Below are 19,667 nucleotides of genomic sequence, written 5' to 3'. Positions count from 1 at the left end.
AGGGACCGCGTGATCACCAAGATCCTGCTGGACGAGTCGAAGCTCCCGGACCGCTGGTACAACATCGTCCCCGACCTGCCCGCGCCGCCGCCCCCGCCCCTGCACCCGGGCACGCGCGAGCCGGTCGGGCCGGACGACCTGGCGCCGCTGTTCCCCGCGGACCTCATCGCCCAGGAGGTCAGCGGCGACCGGTACATCGAGATCCCGGAAGAGGTCCGCGAGGTCTACCGGCTCTGGCGTCCGACACCGCTGATCCGGGCGCACCGCCTCGAACGCGCTCTCGGCACCCCCGCCCGCATCTACGTGAAGTACGAGGGCGGCTCGCCGGTCGGGTCGCACAAGCCGAACACCGCCGTCCCGCAGGCGTACTACAACGCGCGCCAGGGCGTCCGCCGCCTCACCACCGAGACCGGCGCCGGCCAGTGGGGGAGCGCCCTCGCCTTCGCGTGCGCCCAGTTCGGCCTGGACTGCGAGGTCTGGATGGTGCGCGCCTCCTACGACCAGAAGCCGTACCGCCGCTCGATGATGGGGCTGTACGGGGCGCGGGTGCATCCCAGCCCGTCGCCGCTGACCGCGTCCGGCGCGAAGATCCTCGCGGACGACCCGGACTCGCCGGGTTCGCTCGGCATCGCGATCAGCGAGGCCGTCGAATCCGCCGCCCCCGACGACACCCGTTACGCCCTCGGCAGCGTCCTCAACCACGTCCTGCTGCACCAGACCGTGATCGGCGAGGAGGCCCTCGAACAACTCGCCCTCGTCGACGACACCCCGGACGTGATCGTCGGCTGCACCGGCGGCGGCTCCAACTTCGCCGGCCTGGTCTTCCCGTTCCTCCGCGAGAAACTGCGGGGCCGCATGAACCCGGTCGTCCGCGCCGTCGAACCCGCCGCGTGCCCGTCGTTCACCCGCGGCCGCTACGCCTACGACTTCGGCGACACGGCCGGCTTCACCCCCCTGCTCAAGATGCACACGCTCGGGCACGACTTCGTCCCCGACCCCATCCACGCGGGCGGCCTCCGCTACCACGGCATGGCCCCCCTGCTTTCCCACATGTACGAACTGGACCTCTTCGAGGCGACGGCCAAACACCAGCGCGAGTGCTTCGAGGCCGGCGTCCTGTTCGCCCGGACGGAGGGCATCGTCCCGGCCCCCGAACCCACGCACGCCCTGGCCGCCGCCGTCGAGGAGGCCCGCCGCTGCGCCGAGACCGGCGAACCCAAGGTCATCCTCACCGCCCTCTGCGGCCACGGGCACCTGGACATGGCCGCTTACGACCGCTTCCTGTCCGGCCAGATGGAAGACCACACCCTGCCCCAGGCCCGCCTGGACGAGGCCCTGACCACCCTCCCCTGAGAACCCGCTACCCTTGGCCTACGGCGGACGAGCCGGCCGGACGGCCGCGTCGGGGAGCGATTCCCGTCGAGGAAAGTCCGGGCTCCACAGGGCAGGGTGGTCGGTAACACCGACCCGGGGTGACCCGCGGGACAGTGCCACAGAAAGCAAACCGCCACCGGTCCCCGGTGGTAAGGGTGAAACGGTGAGGTAAGAGCTCACCAGCGCCCACGGTGACGTGGGCGGCTCGGTAAACCCCACCCGGAGCAAGGTCAAGAAGGGGCCTCGGGAGAGGCCCCGCGCAGGTGCCCGAGGGCGGCCCGCCCGAGCCTGCGGGTAGACCGCTGGAGGCCGCCGGCAACGGCGGTCCGAGATGGATGGCCGTCACCCGCCGCCCGCAAGGGCCGGCGGGCACAGAACCCGGCTTACAGGCCGGCTCGTCCGCCCTTCGGCGCTTCTTCGCGTGTGCCGTCCTTCTTCGCATGCGCCGCGCGACTCCCGGGAAGCGGGTCACAGGACACAGAGGGGATGAAACAGGGCGCTTACTGTCCTGGTAGAAGCCGGTCGGCTTGACCGGTGACTGCGGCGGGGTCGGGGTGCTGGGCCTGGGCTCCGTGGAAAGGAGCGCTGATGTTCAGCATCGTGTTCGCGGCCCTCGTGCTCGCCGGGCTGCTCGGGGGGCTCGTGTACCTGTGGGACTTCTCGCGCGCCAGCCGGCGCGACGCGCTGTTCCTGCCGGCGCCCGACCGGCGCGCGCGGCGGGCGCGCCGGGTGACGGGCATGTACGTACGGGACTACCGGCGTGACGACGAGCTCGTCGGACGCTGATCGGGGGATGGGCGTGCGGGTCGTCCTGGCGGGGGGACGGCCCGCGCCTCGTCAGGTGAGGGTCCGGGTTTCGGGGGCCTCGTCCGGGACGGGCGCGAACGTGCCGGACGAGCGGTCCAGGATCTCGACGGTGGCGGACGAGAGGTCGAGGTAGAGGCCGACCAGTTCGATCTCGCCGGCCTCGACCCGGTCCCGCAGCCACGGGTAGGTCAGCAGGTTGTCGAGCTGCTGCATCACGTTGATCTTGCAGAGCCGGGTGAGCGGCGGCTCGTCCCAGGTGTCGGGGTCGGTGGCGAGGAGGCGGGCGAGGCTGTGGTTGCCGTGCCGCAGCCAGCGCGACAGGCCGGTCAGGTGCTCGACCTCGGTGCCGCCCGCGAGGAGCGCGGCCATCGCACCGCAGTTGGAGTGGCCGCACACCGTGATCGTGCGGATGTCGAGGACGTTGGTGGCGTACTCGACGGTCGCGGAGACCGAGTCGTCCGGCGTCCGGGAACCGTGCCGGGGGACGAGGGCGCCGACGTTCCGGTTGATGAACAGGTCGCCGGGGCCGCTCGCGGTGATGATGTTGGGGACGACGCGGGAGTCCACGCAGGTGATGAACAGGTGCTCGGGCTTTTGCTCCATCGCCAGCTCGGCCATGATCGGCCGGACGAGCCGGGCCGTGCTGTCGTGGTACTCGCGGACGCCGTCCAGCAGCACGGCCGCCGGGGAGACCTCGGGGGCGTCGAGTTCGGCGTCGGCGCGACGCCGCCGGTTCGCCCAGGGGGCCCACCAGCGGGCCGGCGGGATCGTCTTACGTGGCTGGGTCGCATCGCCTGTCACGGCTCTTTCATACCAAGCGCCGTGAACCCCGTCGATGCCGACCCCGCCTTCGCCGGCGTTCGCGGGCGAGCCGCCCCCGCGGGCGTGGCCTGCGGATGGGGCCGCAGGGCGTGGACGGGGGCGGCGCCCTGGAACAGTGAGAGGGCCGCCGGACGAAGATCCGGCGGCCCTCGCGCGAACGTGCCGTGCGCCTAGCGGCGGTAGTTCTCCCAGTCGTCGTTCGACTGGCCATCCTGGTATCCGCCCTGCTGCGGCGAGCCGCCCTGCTGCTGTGAACCGTGGTAGCCGGAGCCGTACGCCTGGGTGGAGTTCGGGTCGGGGTAGCCGCCCTGTGCGCCTTGCTCGGGCGGCGGGGCCAGCGGGTCACCGCCGCTGTAGCTGCTGCCGCTGAAGTCGCCGTAGACTCCGCCACCGCCGCCGAGCGGGTCTTCGTAGCGCGTCGACTCGCCGTAGGCGGGGGCGGTCGGGTAGCCGTCGCTCTGCTGGCCCTGCCCGTATCCGGCCTGCCCGCCCATGCCGGAGTCGTACCCGCCGCCCGGCCCGCCGGACGGCCACGGGCCCGTGTTGCCGGTGCTCGCGGGGGTCGAGCCGGTCCCGTAGGAGCCGGTGCCGAGCGGGTCGCCCAGCGGATCGTTCAGCGAACCGCCGCCGTAGGAGCCGCCCGGGTCCGAAGTCCGCTGCCGGTCGGACTGGATGCGCTGCAGCAGCTCGTCCACCGTCGGAAGCTTGTGGCCGTCGGTGTCGGACCCTCCGCCGCTGCCACCGTGCGCGGCCGGAGCCGCGGGAGCCGGTGGCGGCGGCGCGGCCGGCTCGTCGGGACGGCCGAGCGGCAGCCCGAGCGGGTCGGACGCCCGCTGGTCGCCGCCGAGCCCGCCACCGGAGCCGAGCGGCATCTCGAAGTCCTGGAGTCCACCGGGGGGCGGCCCGGCGGCCGGACGTCCGCCCAGCGGGTCGGCGCCGTAGTCGCCGAAGGAGGGTTCGGGGGAGCCGTACTGGGGCTGCTCGGGGACGCCGTACTGGTCCTGCCCGCCGTAGGAGGAGTCACCGGGCCCGTAGTCGGCGGCCCCGTACACGGGCTGCGGCTCCTGGCCGCCGTACACCGGCTGGTCGGGCGCGCCCGGCCCGCCGTAGGGCGGCTGCATGCTCGGACCGCTCTGACCACCCGGGCCCGCAAGGTCGGTGGGGATCGGGTCGAGCGCCGTCGAGCCCGGGTCGCCGCCGAACGGCCCACCGCCCTGGAAGCCGCCGGGCGCCGGCGGGGGCACATGCTGCGGCCCGGTGCCGCCGCCCGGTCCGCCGCCCTGCCCGCCGAGGCCGTTGAGGACGGTGCCGTCCGCGCTCATCGAGACCGGCTGGGTCAGCTGGGGCGGCTCGACCGGTGGCTGCTCGGGCGGCGGGGGCTGCGCGTTCAGCGGGTCGGCGGCGGGGTCCGGCTCGGCATGGCCGCCGCCCTGGTCGTGCTGCCAGGGGAATTTGGGCTTGTCGAAGGTGATCGTCGCCCAGTAGTCGTCGTCCTCCATCTCGTCCGACGGCCGGCCGCTCGGGGCGGGCGGCGGCGGGGCGGAGCCGGTGGGGGCGGCGAGCGGGCCGCCGCCGGCGACACGGCGGTCCGGCACGGGCTCGGGGGCGCGGTCGTAGCCGCCGTCATAGCCTTCGTCGTACCCGTCGTTGTAGCCGGGCCCGTAGTTGTCCGGGCCGCTCATCTGCTCGGGCGGCGGGACTCCCCGGCGGCCGCGCGGCTGCTGCGGCTCGTCGTCCATCCAGTCGTCGTCGTCGCGTCCCGCCCTGCTGGCCCGCAGGCCCAGGGCCACGAGGACGACCACCAGGACCACGACCACAATGAGGCCGAAGACCACGATGTAAGAAGTCATGCCACCACCCAATGCCTTGGCCCAGCGGGAGTCGCCGGCGCGGACCGCGGGTTCGTCCCGATTGTCGCAAATGACCCGATCATCACGGGTTTCCGCCCCCGCGGCTCAGCCCGATTCTGTCCGAGCGCTATGACCGTTGTCACACCCTTCGCGCACATCTACCCTCACACGGCGCGTGCCGATCGGCCAACCTCGCCGACCCGCACACCCCCGTCAGCTCCAGCCCCCCGAGGGGTCCGCCCTGACCCTGTGCTCTCAGGCCCCACGGTCAACGCGCCTGTTCGCCGCCGAAGTTCCCGGTGATCCTGCCGCGGCCGATCGTGTGCTTGGCGATGGCGGGAAGCGAGTTCTTCAGTGCGGCGCCGTTCTGGAACGGTGCCGGATCGTCCAGCGCGTAGATGGTGAACCGGTACCGATGCTTTTCTCCCTTGGGCGGGCACGGGGGCGCGTAACCCGCCTTCTTGCCTGTGGTCAGCCCCGCGAGGGTCCTGTCCAGCCGGGCACCCTCGACGATCTCGTTCACCGTTCCGTCGATGCCCGCGATCACCCAGTGGACGTAGGCCCCGCCAGAGGCGTCGGGGTCGTCCATGACGATCGCGAACGATTTGACCCCCGCCGGCGCCGACCACCGGAGCGGCGGGGTCTTGCCCTGCCCGCCAGGGTACGTCGCGCAGCCGTACCGCGGGGGCAGGTCGCCGCCATCATGGAAGACCGGGCTGGTCACCGTGAACCACTCCGACAGTTCGGCGCTCTTGTTCTGCGGCTCGCCGATCAGGCCGCAGCCGCTCAGCGCCCCGGCCAGGGCGAGGGCACCCGCCGCGGCCAGGATCGGACGCCGGTCTCTGCTCATCATCGATACGCTCCCGGGCGAGATCGTACGCCGCACGTCGCCGGGCCGCCGTCTTCTCGGCCCGCGTCTCGGCCGCGCGCGTCCGCCGCCGGCGCCCCCTTCCTCGTCCGCCCCCACGATAGGGGTTTTCCGGGACTGGAACGGGCCGATCCCGGTGTCGTCCCGCGGTTCGCCCGAAGAAGATCCCTGTGACGTTGGTCATGCGTGTTTTGTCCCGCTCCATCCCACTATTTGAGAAAGAGTGGCGGGTTTCACAGCCGATCCACCTCTTCCCTTTGCCGGGATGGGAAGTTTTCGGGTTCTTTCCTGGTTTTTCATTGGTGTCGGGCACGTTCCATCCGCTAGCTTGTGAATGTCTTCACAAGCCGACCGTGACTAATTGGAGGGCCGCAATGGCCAGGACCGCCGAGGACACCCCTGGCGCTCCCCACATCCTCATCGTGGGTGGCGGCTATGTGGGCATGTACACCGCGCTGCGTCTGCAGAAGAAGCTCAAGCGAGAACTGAGACGCGGCGAGGTCAAGGTCACCATCGTCGACCCCAACTCGTACATGACGTACCAGCCGTTCCTCCCCGAGGCCGCCGCCGGGAACATCTCGCCGCGGCACGTCGTCGTCCCGCTCCGCCGGGTGCTGCCCAAGTGCACCGTGCGCAAGGGCCGGGTCACCGAACTGAACCACGACGAGGGCTGGGCGATCCTGCAGCCGCTGGCCGGCCCCCCGGAGCGGATCTCCTACGACTACCTGGTCATGGCCGCCGGGGCCGTGCCACGGCTGCTGCCGATCCCCGGGCTCGCCGAGCACGGCATCAGCCTCAAGACCGTCGGCGAGGCCATCCACCTGCGCAACCACGTCCTGGAGCAACTGGAGATCGCCGAGTCGACCAACGACGTCGAGCTGCGCCGCAAGGCGCTGACCTTCGTGTTCGTCGGCGGCGGGTTCGCCGGCGTGGAGGCCGTCGCCGAACTGGAGGACATGACCCGCGACGCGACCAAGTACATGCGCAAGGTCACCCCGCAGGACCTGCGGTTCATCCTCGTCGAGGCCGCCGACCGCATCCTGCCCGAGGTCGGGCCCGACATGGGCAAGTGGACCGCCGAGCAGCTGCGCGGCCGCGGCATCGCGGTGAAGATGAACACCTACCTCGAATCGGCGGTCGACGGGCAGATCGAGCTGTCGGACGGCAGCAGCTTCCCCGCCGGGACGCTGGTGTGGAACGCGGGCGTCAAGCCGTCCCCCGTCGTCCGGCACGGTGACCTGCCGCTGGACGAGCGCGGCCGCGTCAAGGGCACCGAGTACCTCACCATCGAGGGCCTGGTGCGGGCGTTCACCGCCGGGGACAACGCCGCCATCCCGGACCTGACGCAGGAGGGCATGTACTGCCCGCCGAACGCGCAGCACGCCGTCCGGCAGGCCAAGCTGCTCGGCGACAACATCGTCCGGTCGCTGCGCGGCAAGACCCTCAAGCCGTACGTGCACGCCAACATCGGCGCCGTCGCCGGGCTCGGCCTGCACAAGGGCGTCGCCCAGACCTACGGCTTCAAGGTCAAGGGCTGGCCGGCGTGGTTCATGCACCGCAGCTACCACGGTGCGAAGGTCCCGACCTTCAACCGCAAGCTGCGCGTCGTCGCGGACTGGACGCTCGCGCTGTTCCTCAAGCGCGAGACCGTCTCGCTCGCGACCGTGGAGCAGCCGCGCGCCGACTTCCAGCTCGCCGCGCTCGACGAAACCAGGGGCAAGACCAAGGAGAACGCGGCCTGACCCGGCCCGCACGCCATGACGCCCCGGCGGTTCCCGTGACCGCCGGGGCGTCCCGCGTCCGGGCGGGGTGCGGAAGAATCGACGGGTGCGGATCGCGATCCTGGGGCCGCTGGAAGTGCGGGCGGACGGCGGCGAGCCCGTCGCCGTCGGCGGCGCCCGGCTGCGCGCCCTGCTGACACTGCTCGCGCTCGACCCCGGCGCGGTGATCCCGGCCGAGTGGATCATCGACGCGCTCTGGGAGGACGGGGTGCCGGGCGGCGCGCCGAACGCGCTGCAGTCGCTCGTCCGCCGGCTGCGGGCCGCGATCGGCCGGGACCTGATCGAGTCGCGGCCCGGCGCGTACCGGCTCGTCCTGCCGCCCCGCGCCGTGGACGCCCACGACTTCGAGGCGCGGGTCCGCGATGCGCGGCGCGCCGCGTCCCCGGCCGCGCGGTCGGCCGGCCTCGGTGCGGCGCTCGCGCTGTGGCGCGGCCCGGCGCTCGCGGACGCCGCGGGCCTGCGGTTCGCGCAGGCGCCCACCGCCCGCCTGGACTCCCTGCGCCGCACCGCGCTTGAGGAACGGCTGGACGCCGACCTGGCGCTCGGCCGCCACGCGGAACTGATCCCCGAACTGCAGGCCCTCGCCGCCGGCGACCCGCTGCGCGAGCCCGTCATCGCCCTGCTGATGCGCGCCCTCTACGCCTCCGGACACCAGGCGGAGGCACTGGCCCGGTACGCGCAGGCCAAGCGCGCCCTGGGGGAGGGGCTCGGCGTCGACCCGTCCCCCGAGCTGGAGGCCGTCTACCTGTCGGTTCTGCGGCAGGACGCGTCCCTGCTGCCGGACGTCCCAACGCCGCCCGAGCCGCCCAGGGGGAACCTGCCGGCACGGCTGACCAGCTTCATCGGCCGCGACACCGACCTCAAGCGGGTGGACGACCTGCTGGCGCGGGCACGGCTCGTCACGCTGACCGGACCGGGCGGGTCGGGCAAGAGCCGGCTGGCGCTGGAGACCGCCGACCGGATGCCGGGCGACGCCCGGCTCGTCGAACTGGCGCCCGTCACCGACCCGGCCGAGGTCCCGGCCGCCGTCATCACCGCGCTCGGGCTCCGCGAGATGACCCTGATCGGCGGCCCCGGACCGGCGCCGAACCCGTCCGACCGGCTCGTCTCGGCACTGGCGGGCCGGCGGCTCGTGCTGGTCCTCGACAACTGCGAGCACCTGCTGGACGCGGCGGCGCGGCTCGCGGGGAGGGTGCTGGAGAAATGCCCCGGCGTCCGGATCCTCGCGACGAGCCGCGAACCGCTCGGCATCACCGGGGAGACGCTCTGGCCGGTCGAGCCGCTGGAACCGCCGCCGGCCACCGCCGGACCGCGGGAGGCGCTGACCTACCCGGCCGTCCGGCTGTTCGCCGACCGCGCCGCGGCCGTCTCGCCGGGCTTCGCGGTCACCGCGGCCAACGTCGCCCCGGTCGTCCGGACATGCCGGGCCCTGGACGGGATGCCGCTGGCGATCGAGCTGGCCGCCGCCCGGCTCCGCGCGATGACGCCCGCGCAGATCGCGGGCCGGCTGGACGACCGGTTCCGGCTGCTCACCGCGGGCAGCCGCACCGCCCTGCCACGGCACCGGACCCTCCGCGCCGCCGTCGAATGGAGCTGGGACCTGCTGGAGGAACCCGAACGGATCCTCTGGCGCCGCCTCGCCGTCTTTCCCGGCGGCGCGACCGCGGACGCCGCCGACGCGGTCTGCGCCGGCCCCGGCCCGGACCGGGCCGCGACCCTCGACCTCCTCGCCGCGCTCGCCGACAAGTCGCTGGTGACCGTCACGGGCCCCGAACCCCGCTACCGGATGCTGGAGACGATCCGCGCCTACGGCCTGGAACGCCTCGCCGAGTCCGGCGACGAGGCCGCGACCAGGCGGGCGCACGCCGAGTACTTCGTGCGGCTCGCCGAGGAGGCCGAGCCGCACCTGAACCGCGCGGACCAGCTGCCGTGGCTGCGCCTCCTGTCCACCGAAGTCGACAACACCTCCGCCGCCCTCCGCTGGACGATCTCCGCCGCGGACGCCCCGCTCGCCATGCGGCTCTGCGCGGCGCTCGGCTGGTACTGGTTCCTGCACGGCCGGCTCGGTGACGGTGTGGAAAACCTGGAGGAGATCCTCGCCCTCCCCGGCGTCCCCGATGACCAGACCACCGCCCGTGTCCTCGCGCTCAGCGCCCTGACGCTGCTGGACAACCAGCCCGACGGCGACCGCATCTCCGCCTGGCTCACGCGCGCCCAGGACATCTGCGCCGGGCTCGACCGCGCGTCCCTGCACCCGGTATTGCGGCTCGTCCTCGAAACCACCTGGATGTACACGGTCGGCTGGGACCCGTCGTCCGCCCCTGGCATCGAGACCTTGCTGGACGACCCCGACCCATGGGTGCGCGGCCTGGCGTACTTCATCCGGGGCCAGATCTCCCAGAACTTCGGGCGGCTCGACCGGATCGAGGACGATTTCGACCGGGCTCTGGCCGCCTTCCGCGAGTCCGGCGACCGCTGGGGCCTGGCGTTCACCCTGACCTCACAGGCGGAGATCCTCGGCCGCCACGGCGACCACCATGGCGCCGTCGCCCTCTACGAGGAGGCGCTGCGGCTGAACGCCGAGCTGGGCGGCGGTACCGCAGGGCTCCTGCACGTCCACATGAGACTGGCGAACGAACTGGACCTCATCGGCGAACGGGAGCGGGCCGAGACGCTCCTCCACACCGCCATGCGCGACTCCGTCTCGCTCGGGCCGGAGAAGACGGCCGCCTTGCACTACCAGCTCGGCGAGTTCGCCCGCCGCTCCGGCGACATGGCCGAAGCCCTGCGCCGCCTGGCACGCGCCGAGGAGCTCACCGAGGACCTGCCAGGCCCCCCGCAGTTCCGCGCCATGGTCCTGTGCACGCGCGCCCAGCTCGACATGGCGATGGGCGCCATGGACTCCGCCGCCGCCCGCCTGGACGAGGCGTTGCGCGGCGCCGTCCAAGCCCAGGACTACCCGGTTCTCTCCCATGTTCTGGCCGGCCACGCCGAACGCGCCCGCCTTCTCGCAGACCCCCGCCGTGCCGCCGAACTCCTCGGCACCGCCGACGCCCTGCGCGGCACCCGCGACCTCTCCCAGCCGGACGTCCTCGCCATAGAGGCCGCGACCCGCGCCGACCTGGGCGAAGAAGCCTTCACCGCCGCCTACGACACCGGCCGGACCCGCACCTTCCGCGACATCCTGACCGCCTTCGCCCTGCCCGACCCCAGCGAACTCCCGCAGGCCGGCCCGGCCACCTGACCGGTGGCCGGACCGTCCGCCCCCGAGATCACGCGCGCTGTTTGAAGGCCCTCAGGGAAAGGGGGGCGAAGACCAGGGAGATGCCCATGCCCCAGGCGAGGGAGATCCAGGCGTGCTCCAGGACGGGGCCGCCCACCAGCAGGCCTCGCAGCGCCTCGACCAGGTGGGTCACCGGGCTGTTGTCCATGATGTACGCCACCGGGCCGGGGATGCCGTGGGTCGACTTGATGAACGCGGTGCTGAGGAAGCTCAACGGGAAGATCACCACGAACCCGAAGATCTGCACCTTCTCCGGTTCGTTGACCTTCATCGCGATGTAGACCGACGTCCAGGAGAACAGGATCGCGAAGGCCAGCAGGAGGGCGAACGCGGTGAGGAGCGCCAGGACGTTCGTCTCCACCCGGAAGCCGATGGCGATGCCGACCAGCAGCAGGACCGTCATCGACCACGCCTGTTTGACGGTGTCGGCGATGATCCGTCCGGCGAGCGGGGCGCTGCGCGCGATCGGCAGGCTCCGGAACCGGTCGAACACGCCCTTGGTGATGTCGGTGTTCAGCCCGAAACCGGTGCTCATCCCGGCGAAGAGGGCGTTCTGCGCGATGATGCCGGGGATCACGATCGGCAGGTACGCCTCGACGCTGCCCTCCATCGCCGGGCCGAACACGTAGGCGAACAGCAGCACGAACATGATGGGCTGGATGGACAGGTCCAGCAGCTCCATCGGGTTGTGCTTGATCTGGACGAGGTTGCGCCAGGCCAGCGTGACCGTGTTGCGCAGGGCCGTGGCCGGGGCGACCCGCTTGGACAGGTCCTGTGGCGCGAATGCCGCGGTGGTCATGCGGACGCCCCTTCCTTGTCGGTGGACTGAGCCTTGTCAGTGGACCGGGCCGGTTCGCCGGCCTCGGCGTCGATGTCGTCGGTGTGGTGACCGGTGAGGGCGAAGAACACCTCGTCCAGGCTGGACTTGCGCAGCGACAGCTCCCCGACGGCGACCCCGGCGTCATCGAGGCGGCGGACCACGGCGGGCATCAGCTCCGGGTCGCCGATCGGCGCGCTGATCAGGCCGTCGCGGACCTCGGGGACGGCCTCGGCCAGCTCGCCGACGATCCGCGCCGCGGTGTCGCCGTCGCTCTCCTTGACCGGGCGTACCTCCAGCACCTGCCCGCCGACCTGCGCCTTCAGCATGTCGGACGTGCCGTGCGCGATGACCCGGCCGTGGTCGATGACGATGATGTCGTCGGCCAGCTGGTCGGCCTCCTCCAGATACTGCGTGGTCAGCAGGACGGTGACGCCGTCGTCGGTCAGGCCGCGGACGATGTCCCACAGGCCGCCCCGGCTGCGCGGGTCGAGGCCGGTGGTCGGCTCGTCCAGGAACAGGATCTGCGGGCGGCCGACCAGGCTCGCCGCCAGGTCGAGGCGGCGGCGCATCCCGCCCGAGTACGTCTTGGCGGCGCGTTCGGCGGCCTCGGTGAGCTGGAACCGCTCCAGCAGCTCGGCGGCGCGCGTTCTGGCCGCCTTCCGGGAAAGGCCGAGCAGCCGTCCGATCAGGATGAGGTTCTCGGTGCCGGTCAGCATCTCGTCCACCCCGGCGTACTGGCCGGTCAGGCCGATGAGCTGGCGCACCTTGTGCGCCTCCTTGACCACGTCGAACCCGCCGACCTCGGCGGTGCCGCCGGTCGGCTCGATCAGCGTGGCGAGGATGCGGGTCATGGTCGTCTTGCCGGCGCCGTTCGGCCCCAGCACCCCGAGGACCGTTCCGGGTTGGGCGGTGAGCGAGACGCCGGCCAGCGCCTGGGTCTCACCGAACCGTTTCTCCAAGCTCTCGGCCTGGATCGCGTATGTCATGTGATCTCCTGGGACTCGTCTGCCGGACGTCTGTGCCCCGTCGGACGGGGAAGCAGACAAAATATGTGTTGTCCGGGGCGGTGCGCATTCGGTTTTCCCGCCGCTCCGCTCAGGCTCCGCGGGCTGCGTGATGTGCGCTCTCAACCTCGCACGCGCCTCTGACAAAACGCTGACGGCGCGGGGGCGGGCCACTGAGTCCGGCGGCTCGTCCAGGCCGGAACGGCGGGAGAGGGTCTCCGGCGTTCTAAACTCGCGGTGTGACGACGGTGCGGCGCGGTCACCAGAAGGACGGCGGGGGGCCGCACCCGCCGCGGCTCCGGCCGCCCGCACACCGGCTTTCACGCCGCGCCATCGCGCATTGGGCGATCGAATACCTGCTGCTCTGGGGGCTCGCGTTCGGCCTCGCCCTGGGTGTGGCGGCCTGGGCCGGCGATGCGCACTGGGACGCCCTGCCCGGCTGGCTGTCCGGGCGTGTCGGCTGGCTGCCCTACATCATCGGCGCCGCCGGACTGCTCATGGTCACCGTCGCGCCCGTCTGGCGCTACCGCGTCCACCGCTGGGAGGTCAGCGCCGACGTCGTCTACACCCGGACGGGCTGGTTCAGCCGCGAATGGCTGCTGGTGCCCGTAGGCCGCATCCAAACCGTCGACGCCAAACAGGGCTGGATCGAGCGGATGCTGGGGCTCGCCACCATCGAGGTCAACACGGCGTCCCATACGGGCTCCTCGGAGGTGTCCGGCCTTCCCGTAGGCGTGGCGACCCGCCTGGCCGAGGACCTCGCGCACCGCGCGCACGACCTCCGCGACGACGCGACGTGAACGTGCGGCTGCATCCGCTCACGTTCGTCGTCGGCGCCGTCCGTGAACTCATCGCCCTCCTCGCCGCCGGTGCCACGGGTCTGCTGGTCGGCGGCATGTCCACGGCGTTCTACTTCACCATCGTCGGCCTGACGCTGGGGTTGTTCTTCCACGTCGCCAGCTGGTTGACGTTCACCTACGTCCTGCATGACGACCGCATAGAGCTCCGGCGCGCGCTCATAGGACGGTCGGTCAAAAGCATTCCGCGCGACCGGATCCGTGGCGTGGACATCAGCGCGTCCCTCCCGCACAGGCTGCTCGGTCTCGCGATCGTCCACATCGACGCCGGAGCGGACGGCGGCGAAGGGGAACTGAACGCCGTCTCCCGGCACGAGGCCGAACGGCTCCGCCGCGCCCTGCTGGCCCGGGACGCGGGGACCCCGCCCCGCCGTGTCCTCGCCCGGATGCGGCCCCGCTGGTACGTCTACGCCCCGCTCAGCGGCGCCTACCTGCTGACCCCGTTCGCGGTGGCGGGCAGCCTCCTCGGCACCGTCTACAACCTGGGGGACGACCTCGGCCTGATCACGCGGGAACGCGTGGCGAACCTCGGCCACGACGTGGTCGGCCTCCCCTCCGCCCTCGTCCTCGCGCTGGTCCTCCTGGTCCTGATCGCCATGCCGGTCATGTCGGTCATCGCGTTCACGCTGTTCAACTGGGACTTCACCGTCCACGAGCGGGACGGCTCCGTCGTCGCCGAACGCGGCCTGGTCACCCGGCGCAGCGTCTCGCTCGAACGCCGCCGGCTGCGCGGCGTCGAACTCACCGACAACCCGTTCGAGCGCATGGCCGGCGTGACCCGCCTCGGTGCCCTCATCACCGGGCTCGGGGACGCCGCCCACCGGGGCCGCCTCCTGCCCGCGGCGCCGCGCACGGTCGCCGAATCCCTCGCCACCCGCATCGTCGGCGCCGTTCCCGGCCCCCTGGTCGCCCACCCGCCCGCCGCCCGCAGCCGCCGCGTGGCCCGTGCCGCCGCGCCCCCGGTGGGCATCGCCGTCCTGGCCGTCCTGGCAGGTCAGCCGTGGGTCGCCTACGTATGCGCCGTCCTGGCCGTCCTCGCCGTCCCGCTGGGCCTGGACCGGTACCGCCAGCTCGGCCACGGCACCGACAGCGGACGCCTCAGCGTCCGCTCAGGCTCCCTGCGCCGCCGCCAGGTCGTCATCGAGCACGGCGCCATCGTCGGCTGGCGCATCCGCCGGACCCTCTTCCAGCGCCGCCTCGGCCTCGCCACCCTCTTCGCCGCCGTCGGCGCGGGCGAGGGCGGCTACTCCTCGGCCGACATGGCCGAGGAGGACGCGGTCGCCCTGGCCGCCGCCATCACCCCCGCCTGGCTGGCCCCGTTCCTGGAGGCTCCGCCCGCCGACGCGCCGCCTAGTCGGGACGGCGCGCGCCGAACATGATCTCGTCCCAGGACGGGACGGAGGCACGCTTGCCCTTGGGCTTGCGGCGCCGGGCCGGCCGCTGGGCCGCCGCGGACTCGCCGTTCGCGGCGGCCGCGGGCGATCCGGTGACCGGTTTGTCCTGCGCGGCGGGCATGGTGGGACGGCTCGCCGGCTTCTTCTTGGCCGGCGGCCGCGCCGCCTGCCGCTGCGCCGCCGGCCTCTTGGCCGGCGAAGGCTTCTCCGCGCCCGGCGCCTCCGCCGTGCGCGGCTGAGCCGCGGCACCCCGCGACCGCCCGGCCGCCGCGCCGCCGTCGCCCGCACGTGTGATGGCCTGGCGCTGAGCCGCGTCGCCGGATTCGTCCTCATCCCGCGGAGGGACGGACCGCGCCGTCTCACCCCCGCCGGACTGCGGCTCGGCCGTCTCGGGCTCGCCCGCCTGTGCGTTTTCGCGGTCTTCGCCGAGTTCGCGTTCGTCGTGTGCCGGGGACGTGTCGCCGGCCTGCGCCGTTTCGTGCTCGTCCTGCGGCCGGGCGTCGCCGGGCGCCTGCGAGACGTCGTGCGGCTCGCCCGCCCGTGCTTCCTCGTCCGCATCGATCTGCGCGGTTTCGGGCTCATCCCGCGGCTGCGCGGCACCCGGCGTTTGGGGAGCGTCGTGCGGCTCGGCCGCCGCGGATTCGCCCGCCTGCGCGTTTTCGCGGTCTTCGCCGAGTTCGCGCTCGTCCGTGTGCGCCGCCTCGCCGGCTTCGTCCTTGTCGCGCTCGGCCTGGGGCCGGTCGCCGGGCGCCTGCGAGGTGCCGTGCAGCGCAGCCGTCCCGGGCTCGTCCGCCCGGGTGCTTTGGCGATCTTCGTCGGACTCGCGCTCGTCCTGGGCCCGGACGGCGTCCGTCGTCTGCGCGGAGTCGTGCGGTGTGGCCGTTCCGGACTCGGCGGCTTGTACGCCTTCGCGTGCTTCGTCGGATTCGTCCTCGTCGCGCGGGTGGACGTCGCCGCGCGTCTGTGACGCGTCACCGGCCGTCCCGGGCTCGCTCGCCTGTGCGTTTTCGCGGTCTTCGCCGAGTTCGTGCTCGTCGTGTGCCGGGGACGTGTCGCCGGCCTGCGCCGTTTCGTGCTCGTCCTGCGGCCGGGCGTCGCCGGGCGCCTGCGAGACGTCGTGCAATGCGGTCGCCCCGGGTCCACCCGCCTGTGCGCCTTCGCGCGCTTCGCCGATCTCCTGCTCGCGGGCTTCTTCGGGGGACCAGGGACGGGCGGCCTCGCGCAGCGGAGGGGGCTCGGAGGTCTCGCGGAAGGGGGAGCGGGGGTCGGTCATCCGGCCGCGCTCGATGAGGTACTCGCGGGGCTCGGCGGCGCGGAGGGGCTCGGGGGCGCCGGGGTCGGCGGGCAGGCCGCGGGCCGCCGGGGCGCGGTCGCCGGCGACGACCTTCATGGCGGGACGCCGCGGGACGAGCGGAGTGACGGTGTCGGAGAGCACGTCGTCGTCCCATTCGACCGAGGTCAGCCGGGCGGCGACCTCGTCCAGCGGGGAGACGTGCCGGCGGCGCGGGTCGAAGGTCCACTCGGCGGCGTACGGGCGGCCGCCCTCGAAGAAGGAGAGGCGGACGCGCCAGGTGCTGTCCTCGCACTTCCAGGAGTCCCACTCGGCCTCTTCGAGGTCGACGCCGCCGCGGCCGAGGCGTTCCTCCACGGTCTCGCCGAGCGGCGGGCCGGGGGTGGACTCGCCGGGGCGGCGGACGGCGACGCGCTGCGCCTGCTGGGCCATGTACTCGCGTTCCTGCAGGACCGGACCCTCGAACCAGCGAACGCGTTCGACCGGGATGCCCGCCGACTCGGCGATCTCCTCGGCGGTCTCACCGGATCGGATGCGGGCCTGGATCTCCTTGGGACGCAAGGGACTCTCCACTTCGATCTCGAACTGGCCGAGGCGGGAGAAATGCCCACGGACTGCGGCGCGCAGCCGGTCGTCGACGGGCAGGGTGAACCGGGTGCCCCGGCCCGCGGTGGCAAGGACGAGGTACGTTCCGTCCTCGCTGACCGCGACGAGGCGCAGCTCCTGCATGCGTGTCCTTCCTGCCCTGTCCTGATGGCACGGAGGACACCGGAGCGTGCGACCGTGCTCTCACGGTCGGCCGCCCGATGCCCACCGAGGGCGCATGCGTGCCCTTCCCCCGGGTTCCCGAGTCTCTCTTTCGGACACACCTGCTGCCAGCACCGTACCCGGCATGTCCGAACATCGCCGCTCTCGAAGCCCCCTTCACGAGGTGGAAGAGGACACCTGACCAAGATTGCCGGGGACGTGACCGGCCGAGGGCCGGCATGACGGATCCTTGTGCATTCTTTTCCACACTGTGCCCGACGTGGCGGTGCGGTTCCAGTCGCCGGACGTTGCGAGTGTCACGTACTGGGCAGGAACACGCAGATCTTCCGGTTAGTTTCCGTTCGGGGGATTTGTGGTTATGGACAGGGGTGAGTGGAGGAATGCCGCGCAAGCTGCCGGATCTCAGCACCACGCAGCTGATCGCGAGTGCGGGAGCGACGGCGGCCGCCGCCTTCGGGGCGTCCTACCTGGGCGTGTACGGGACGATCATCGGCGCGGCCCTGATGAGCGTGATCTCGACGGCCGGGGCGGTGGTGGGCAAGCACTACCTCGACCAGGGGCGGGACCAGCTCAGGGAGCTGACCCACGTGCAGGCGGCGATGCGGCGGCGGGCGGTGGCCGAGGGCGCGGCGGACGAGGCGACGAGCGCCGATCCGACCAGGACCGCGGTGTGGTCCGGGGATCCGGGCGCGACGCGGTTCGACCCGCCGTTCGGCGGTGACCCGAACGCCACCCGGCTCGACCCGGTCGATGATCCGAACGTCACCCGCCTGGACCCGAGGGACGCGGTCGCCGGATCGCTCGCCGCGGCGGCCGGCGAGGACGCGGTGCGCGAGGTCGTCCGCCGGACGGCGTGGCAGAGCACGGTCCGCTGGGCCAAGGCGCACTGGGTGAAGCTGGTGGTCTCGTCGGCGGCGGTGTTCGCCGTCGTCATCGGCGGGATCACCGCCTACGAGGCGGCGACCGGCGGGCCCATCGGCCAGGGCGGCAACAGCGGGCTGACCGTCACGAGGGTGTGGAACGGCGGGGGTGGCGGGCAGCCGGGCAACCCGCCGCCGCAGAGCCCGTCCGGCCGCCCGACCGAGCCCCGGAGCACCGCCCCGAGCCGGGAGCCGACGAGTGAGACGCCTTCGACGCAGGCGCCCACTCCGGCGCCTGCGCCGACGACCCGGCCGACCGAGCGGCCCACGCAGGAGCCGACGACCCCGGTGCCGACCACTCCGCGGACGCCGGCGCCGACCGGGGGCGGCCAGAACGGCGGGCAGGGCGGCGGGCAGGGCGGCGACGTCCCGCAGACGCCCGCCGGTTAGTCGCCGAAGACCTGCCTCGTGTACGGGTTCGCGAACCGGCGCTCAGGGTCCAGCTCGTCCCGCAGGGCGCGGAAGTCCGCGAACCGGGGGTAGACCTTCTCCAGATACGACGCGTCGCGTGTGTGGAGCTTGCCCCAGTGCGGACGGCCGTCGAACCCGGTCAGAAGTTCTTCGACGCCGCGGAAGTACTCCTCATGCGGGTCACGGTGGTAGACGTGCACGGCGATGAAAGCGCTCCGCCGCTCGTGGGCCATCGAGAGCCAGGCGTCCTCCGGGGGCAGCACCCGGACCTCGATGGGGAAGCTGATCCGCCAATTCCGCTTCGTGAACAGGGAGCGAAGCTCACGCAGCGCCGGGACGAGTTCCTCCCGCGGGATCGCGTACTCCTGCTCCTTGAAGCGGACCATCCGCGGGCTCGTGAAGACCTTGTGGGACGTGTCGCTGTAGGTGCGGGCCCCGAGTGCCTTGGCGGAGATCCCGTTGACGAACGGTGTCGTGGCGGGCGCCAGGTGCGTGACCCTGTTGACGGCTTCGAAGACCGTGTTCGACAGGAAGCGGTCGTCCAGCCAGTACCTGAACTTGGACACCGGCTCGGCGGGGCCCTCGACGCGGTTGTTCCGCTTGGTCAGGCAGCCCTCGGTATGGGGGAACCAGTAGAACTCGAAGTGTTCGTTGGCGGCGTCGAACTCGTCCACGCGCGCGAGGACCTCGTCCCACTTCATCGGTTCCTCCTGTGCCCGGAGGAAGAACGAGGGGACGGTCCGCCAGGTGATGGCGGTGACGATGCCGAGCGCGCCGAGACCCGCGCGGGCGGCGTCGAACAGGTCGGGACGCTCCTCGCGCGAGCAGGTGACGGTCGTGCCGTCGGCCAGGACGAGTTCGAGCGCGGCGACCTGCGAGACGAGGCCGGCGGCGTCGCGTCCGGTGCCGTGCGTGGCGGTCTGCAGGGCGCCGGCGACGGTCTGCTCCTGGATGTCGCCCATGTTGGCCAGCGCGAGACCATGCTCGTCCAGGACACGGTTGAGCCTGTGCAGCGGGAGCCCCGCCTCGACGGTGACGAGCCCGGTCGTGGGATCGACCGAGCGGACCGCGGTGAGCGCCGTGGGGCGTAGCAGGACGCCCTCGGCGACGGCGGCGCCGGTGAAGGAGTGCCCGGTGCCGGTCATGCGGACGGTGAGGCCGTCGGAGGCGGCCGACCGGACCGCCGCGGCCACCTCATCGGGGGTGCGCGGCGTCGCGACGCGCTGGGGTGTGGCCTGCTGGTTTCCCGCCCAGTTCTGCCATTTTGAGTTGGTCTCGGGGGACATGCGGCGACTCTACTCGGCAATCGATCGTGAGGAAAGTTCATGTTTTCGCCCCGGGGAGAGCGCGGAGCCGGCGATAACGTACGATCCCGTAACCACGGCTGGGTAACCGTCCGTAGCGACACTCGTTGGGA

The 19,667-nt window shown here is 72.5% G+C and carries 14 protein-coding genes and 1 other RNA gene; 8 read left to right on the top strand and 7 right to left on the bottom strand.

The features are described 5' to 3' along the window. Positions 1 to 9: 9 nt before the first annotated feature. The 3 genes from ACQP1N_RS23280 to ACQP1N_RS23270 all read left to right on the top strand — a co-directional run bounded on the left by ACQP1N_RS23280 (position 10) and on the right by ACQP1N_RS23270 (position 2,160). Positions 10 to 1,353: a TrpB-like pyridoxal phosphate-dependent enzyme gene (locus ACQP1N_RS23280; protein WP_067805790.1), complete on the top strand. Its 1,344-nt coding sequence runs from the start codon at positions 10 to 12 to the stop codon at positions 1,351 to 1,353. Positions 1,354 to 1,381: 28 nt separating this feature from the next. Next, positions 1,382 to 1,776, top strand: an RNA gene (gene rnpB, locus ACQP1N_RS23275) — RNase P RNA component class A. 186 nt (positions 1,777 to 1,962) lie between these two features. Beyond that, complete coding sequence (locus ACQP1N_RS23270; RefSeq protein WP_067805787.1) at positions 1,963 to 2,160, top strand: hypothetical protein; 198 nt, start codon at positions 1,963 to 1,965, stop codon at positions 2,158 to 2,160. Between the two features lie 51 nt (positions 2,161 to 2,211). Here ACQP1N_RS23270 and ACQP1N_RS23265 read toward each other — a convergent pair whose 3' ends face one another. The 3 genes from ACQP1N_RS23265 to ACQP1N_RS23255 all read right to left on the bottom strand — a co-directional run bounded on the left by ACQP1N_RS23265 (position 2,212) and on the right by ACQP1N_RS23255 (position 5,706). Continuing rightward, on the bottom strand, positions 2,212 to 2,982 hold the full coding sequence (locus ACQP1N_RS23265; protein ID WP_242609038.1) for a carbonic anhydrase: 771 nt from the start codon (positions 2,980 to 2,982) through the stop codon (positions 2,212 to 2,214). 191 nt (positions 2,983 to 3,173) lie between these two features. Then, a complete protein-coding gene (locus tag ACQP1N_RS23260) occupies positions 3,174 to 4,853 on the bottom strand; it encodes a hypothetical protein (protein WP_131733009.1) in 1,680 nt (559 codons plus the stop codon). Between the two features lie 268 nt (positions 4,854 to 5,121). Beyond that, a complete protein-coding gene (locus ACQP1N_RS23255) occupies positions 5,122 to 5,706 on the bottom strand; it encodes a YbhB/YbcL family Raf kinase inhibitor-like protein (RefSeq protein WP_242609039.1) in 585 nt (194 codons plus the stop codon). 458 nt (positions 5,707 to 6,164) lie between these two features. Between ACQP1N_RS23255 and ACQP1N_RS23250 the strand changes: the two genes are divergently transcribed. Next, positions 6,165 to 7,463 carry an NAD(P)/FAD-dependent oxidoreductase gene (locus ACQP1N_RS23250; protein ID WP_433232796.1) on the top strand — a complete coding sequence of 433 codons (1,299 nt, stop codon included), beginning with the start codon at positions 6,165 to 6,167 and terminating at the stop codon, positions 7,461 to 7,463. Positions 7,464 to 7,548: 85 nt separating this feature from the next. Then, positions 7,549 to 10,746, top strand: a complete 3,198-nt coding sequence (locus ACQP1N_RS23245; protein ID WP_433226610.1) for a BTAD domain-containing putative transcriptional regulator — start codon at positions 7,549 to 7,551, stop codon at positions 10,744 to 10,746. A gap of 28 nt (positions 10,747 to 10,774) precedes the next feature. Here ACQP1N_RS23245 and ACQP1N_RS23240 read toward each other — a convergent pair whose 3' ends face one another. Then, positions 10,775 to 11,584: an ABC transporter permease gene (locus ACQP1N_RS23240; RefSeq protein ID WP_067805901.1), complete on the bottom strand. Its 810-nt coding sequence runs from the start codon at positions 11,582 to 11,584 to the stop codon at positions 10,775 to 10,777. Further along, positions 11,581 to 12,591: an ATP-binding cassette domain-containing protein gene (locus tag ACQP1N_RS23235; RefSeq protein WP_067805899.1), complete on the bottom strand. Its 1,011-nt coding sequence runs from the start codon at positions 12,589 to 12,591 to the stop codon at positions 11,581 to 11,583. Before ACQP1N_RS23235 ends, ACQP1N_RS23240 begins: the two co-directional genes overlap by 4 nt. 257 nt (positions 12,592 to 12,848) lie before the next feature. On the opposite strand from ACQP1N_RS23235, the gene ACQP1N_RS23230 reads away from it, so the two are divergent. Together ACQP1N_RS23230 and ACQP1N_RS23225 are read left to right on the top strand one after the other, a co-directional pair. Next, complete coding sequence (locus ACQP1N_RS23230; RefSeq protein ID WP_433226607.1) at positions 12,849 to 13,409, top strand: PH domain-containing protein; 561 nt, start codon at positions 12,849 to 12,851, stop codon at positions 13,407 to 13,409. Further along, on the top strand, positions 13,406 to 14,845 hold the full coding sequence (locus ACQP1N_RS23225; RefSeq protein WP_067805893.1) for a PH domain-containing protein: 1,440 nt from the start codon (positions 13,406 to 13,408) through the stop codon (positions 14,843 to 14,845). Before ACQP1N_RS23230 ends, ACQP1N_RS23225 begins: the two co-directional genes overlap by 4 nt. On the opposite strand, the gene sepH is transcribed toward ACQP1N_RS23225, so the two are convergent. Then, a complete protein-coding gene (gene sepH, locus ACQP1N_RS23220; protein ID WP_433226605.1) occupies positions 14,817 to 16,880 on the bottom strand; it encodes a septation protein SepH in 2,064 nt (687 codons plus the stop codon). The genes ACQP1N_RS23225 and sepH overlap by 29 nt on opposite strands. Positions 16,881 to 17,299: 419 nt before the next feature. Between sepH and ACQP1N_RS23215 the strand changes: the two genes are divergently transcribed. Further along, positions 17,300 to 18,229 carry a hypothetical protein gene (locus ACQP1N_RS23215; protein WP_433226603.1) on the top strand — a complete coding sequence of 310 codons (930 nt, stop codon included), beginning with the start codon at positions 17,300 to 17,302 and terminating at the stop codon, positions 18,227 to 18,229. Here the strand turns inward: ACQP1N_RS23215 and ACQP1N_RS23210 are convergent. Further along, positions 18,226 to 19,536, bottom strand: a complete 1,311-nt coding sequence (locus ACQP1N_RS23210) for a D-arabinono-1,4-lactone oxidase (RefSeq protein WP_067805880.1) — start codon at positions 19,534 to 19,536, stop codon at positions 18,226 to 18,228. The two genes, ACQP1N_RS23215 and ACQP1N_RS23210, sit on opposite strands and share 4 nt — an antisense overlap. Positions 19,537 to 19,667 lie beyond the last annotated feature (131 nt).

This window comes from Actinomadura formosensis (genome assembly GCF_050948385.1).
GTDB lineage: Bacteria > Actinomycetota > Actinomycetes > Streptosporangiales > Streptosporangiaceae > Spirillospora > Spirillospora formosensis.
This window is presented reverse-complemented; position numbering and strand designations above follow the sequence as displayed.

Coding starts and splice junctions, on each gene's coding strand:
- ACQP1N_RS23270 (WP_067805787.1), top strand. CDS start 1,963: ATGTTCAGCATCGTGTTCGCGGCCCTCGTGCTCGCCGGGCTGCTCGGG.
- ACQP1N_RS23260 (WP_131733009.1), bottom strand. CDS start 4,853: ATGACTTCTTACATCGTGGTCTTCGGCCTCATTGTGGTCGTGGTCCTG.
- ACQP1N_RS23255 (WP_242609039.1), bottom strand. CDS start 5,706: ATGATGAGCAGAGACCGGCGTCCGATCCTGGCCGCGGCGGGTGCCCTC.
- ACQP1N_RS23250 (WP_433232796.1), top strand. CDS start 6,165: ATGTACACCGCGCTGCGTCTGCAGAAGAAGCTCAAGCGAGAACTGAGA.
- ACQP1N_RS23240 (WP_067805901.1), bottom strand. CDS start 11,584: ATGACCACCGCGGCATTCGCGCCACAGGACCTGTCCAAGCGGGTCGCC.
- ACQP1N_RS23235 (WP_067805899.1), bottom strand. CDS start 12,591: ATGACATACGCGATCCAGGCCGAGAGCTTGGAGAAACGGTTCGGTGAG.
- sepH (WP_433226605.1), bottom strand. CDS start 16,880: ATGCAGGAGCTGCGCCTCGTCGCGGTCAGCGAGGACGGAACGTACCTC.
- ACQP1N_RS23215 (WP_433226603.1), top strand. CDS start 17,300: ATGCCGCGCAAGCTGCCGGATCTCAGCACCACGCAGCTGATCGCGAGT.
- ACQP1N_RS23210 (WP_067805880.1), bottom strand. CDS start 19,536: ATGTCCCCCGAGACCAACTCAAAATGGCAGAACTGGGCGGGAAACCAG.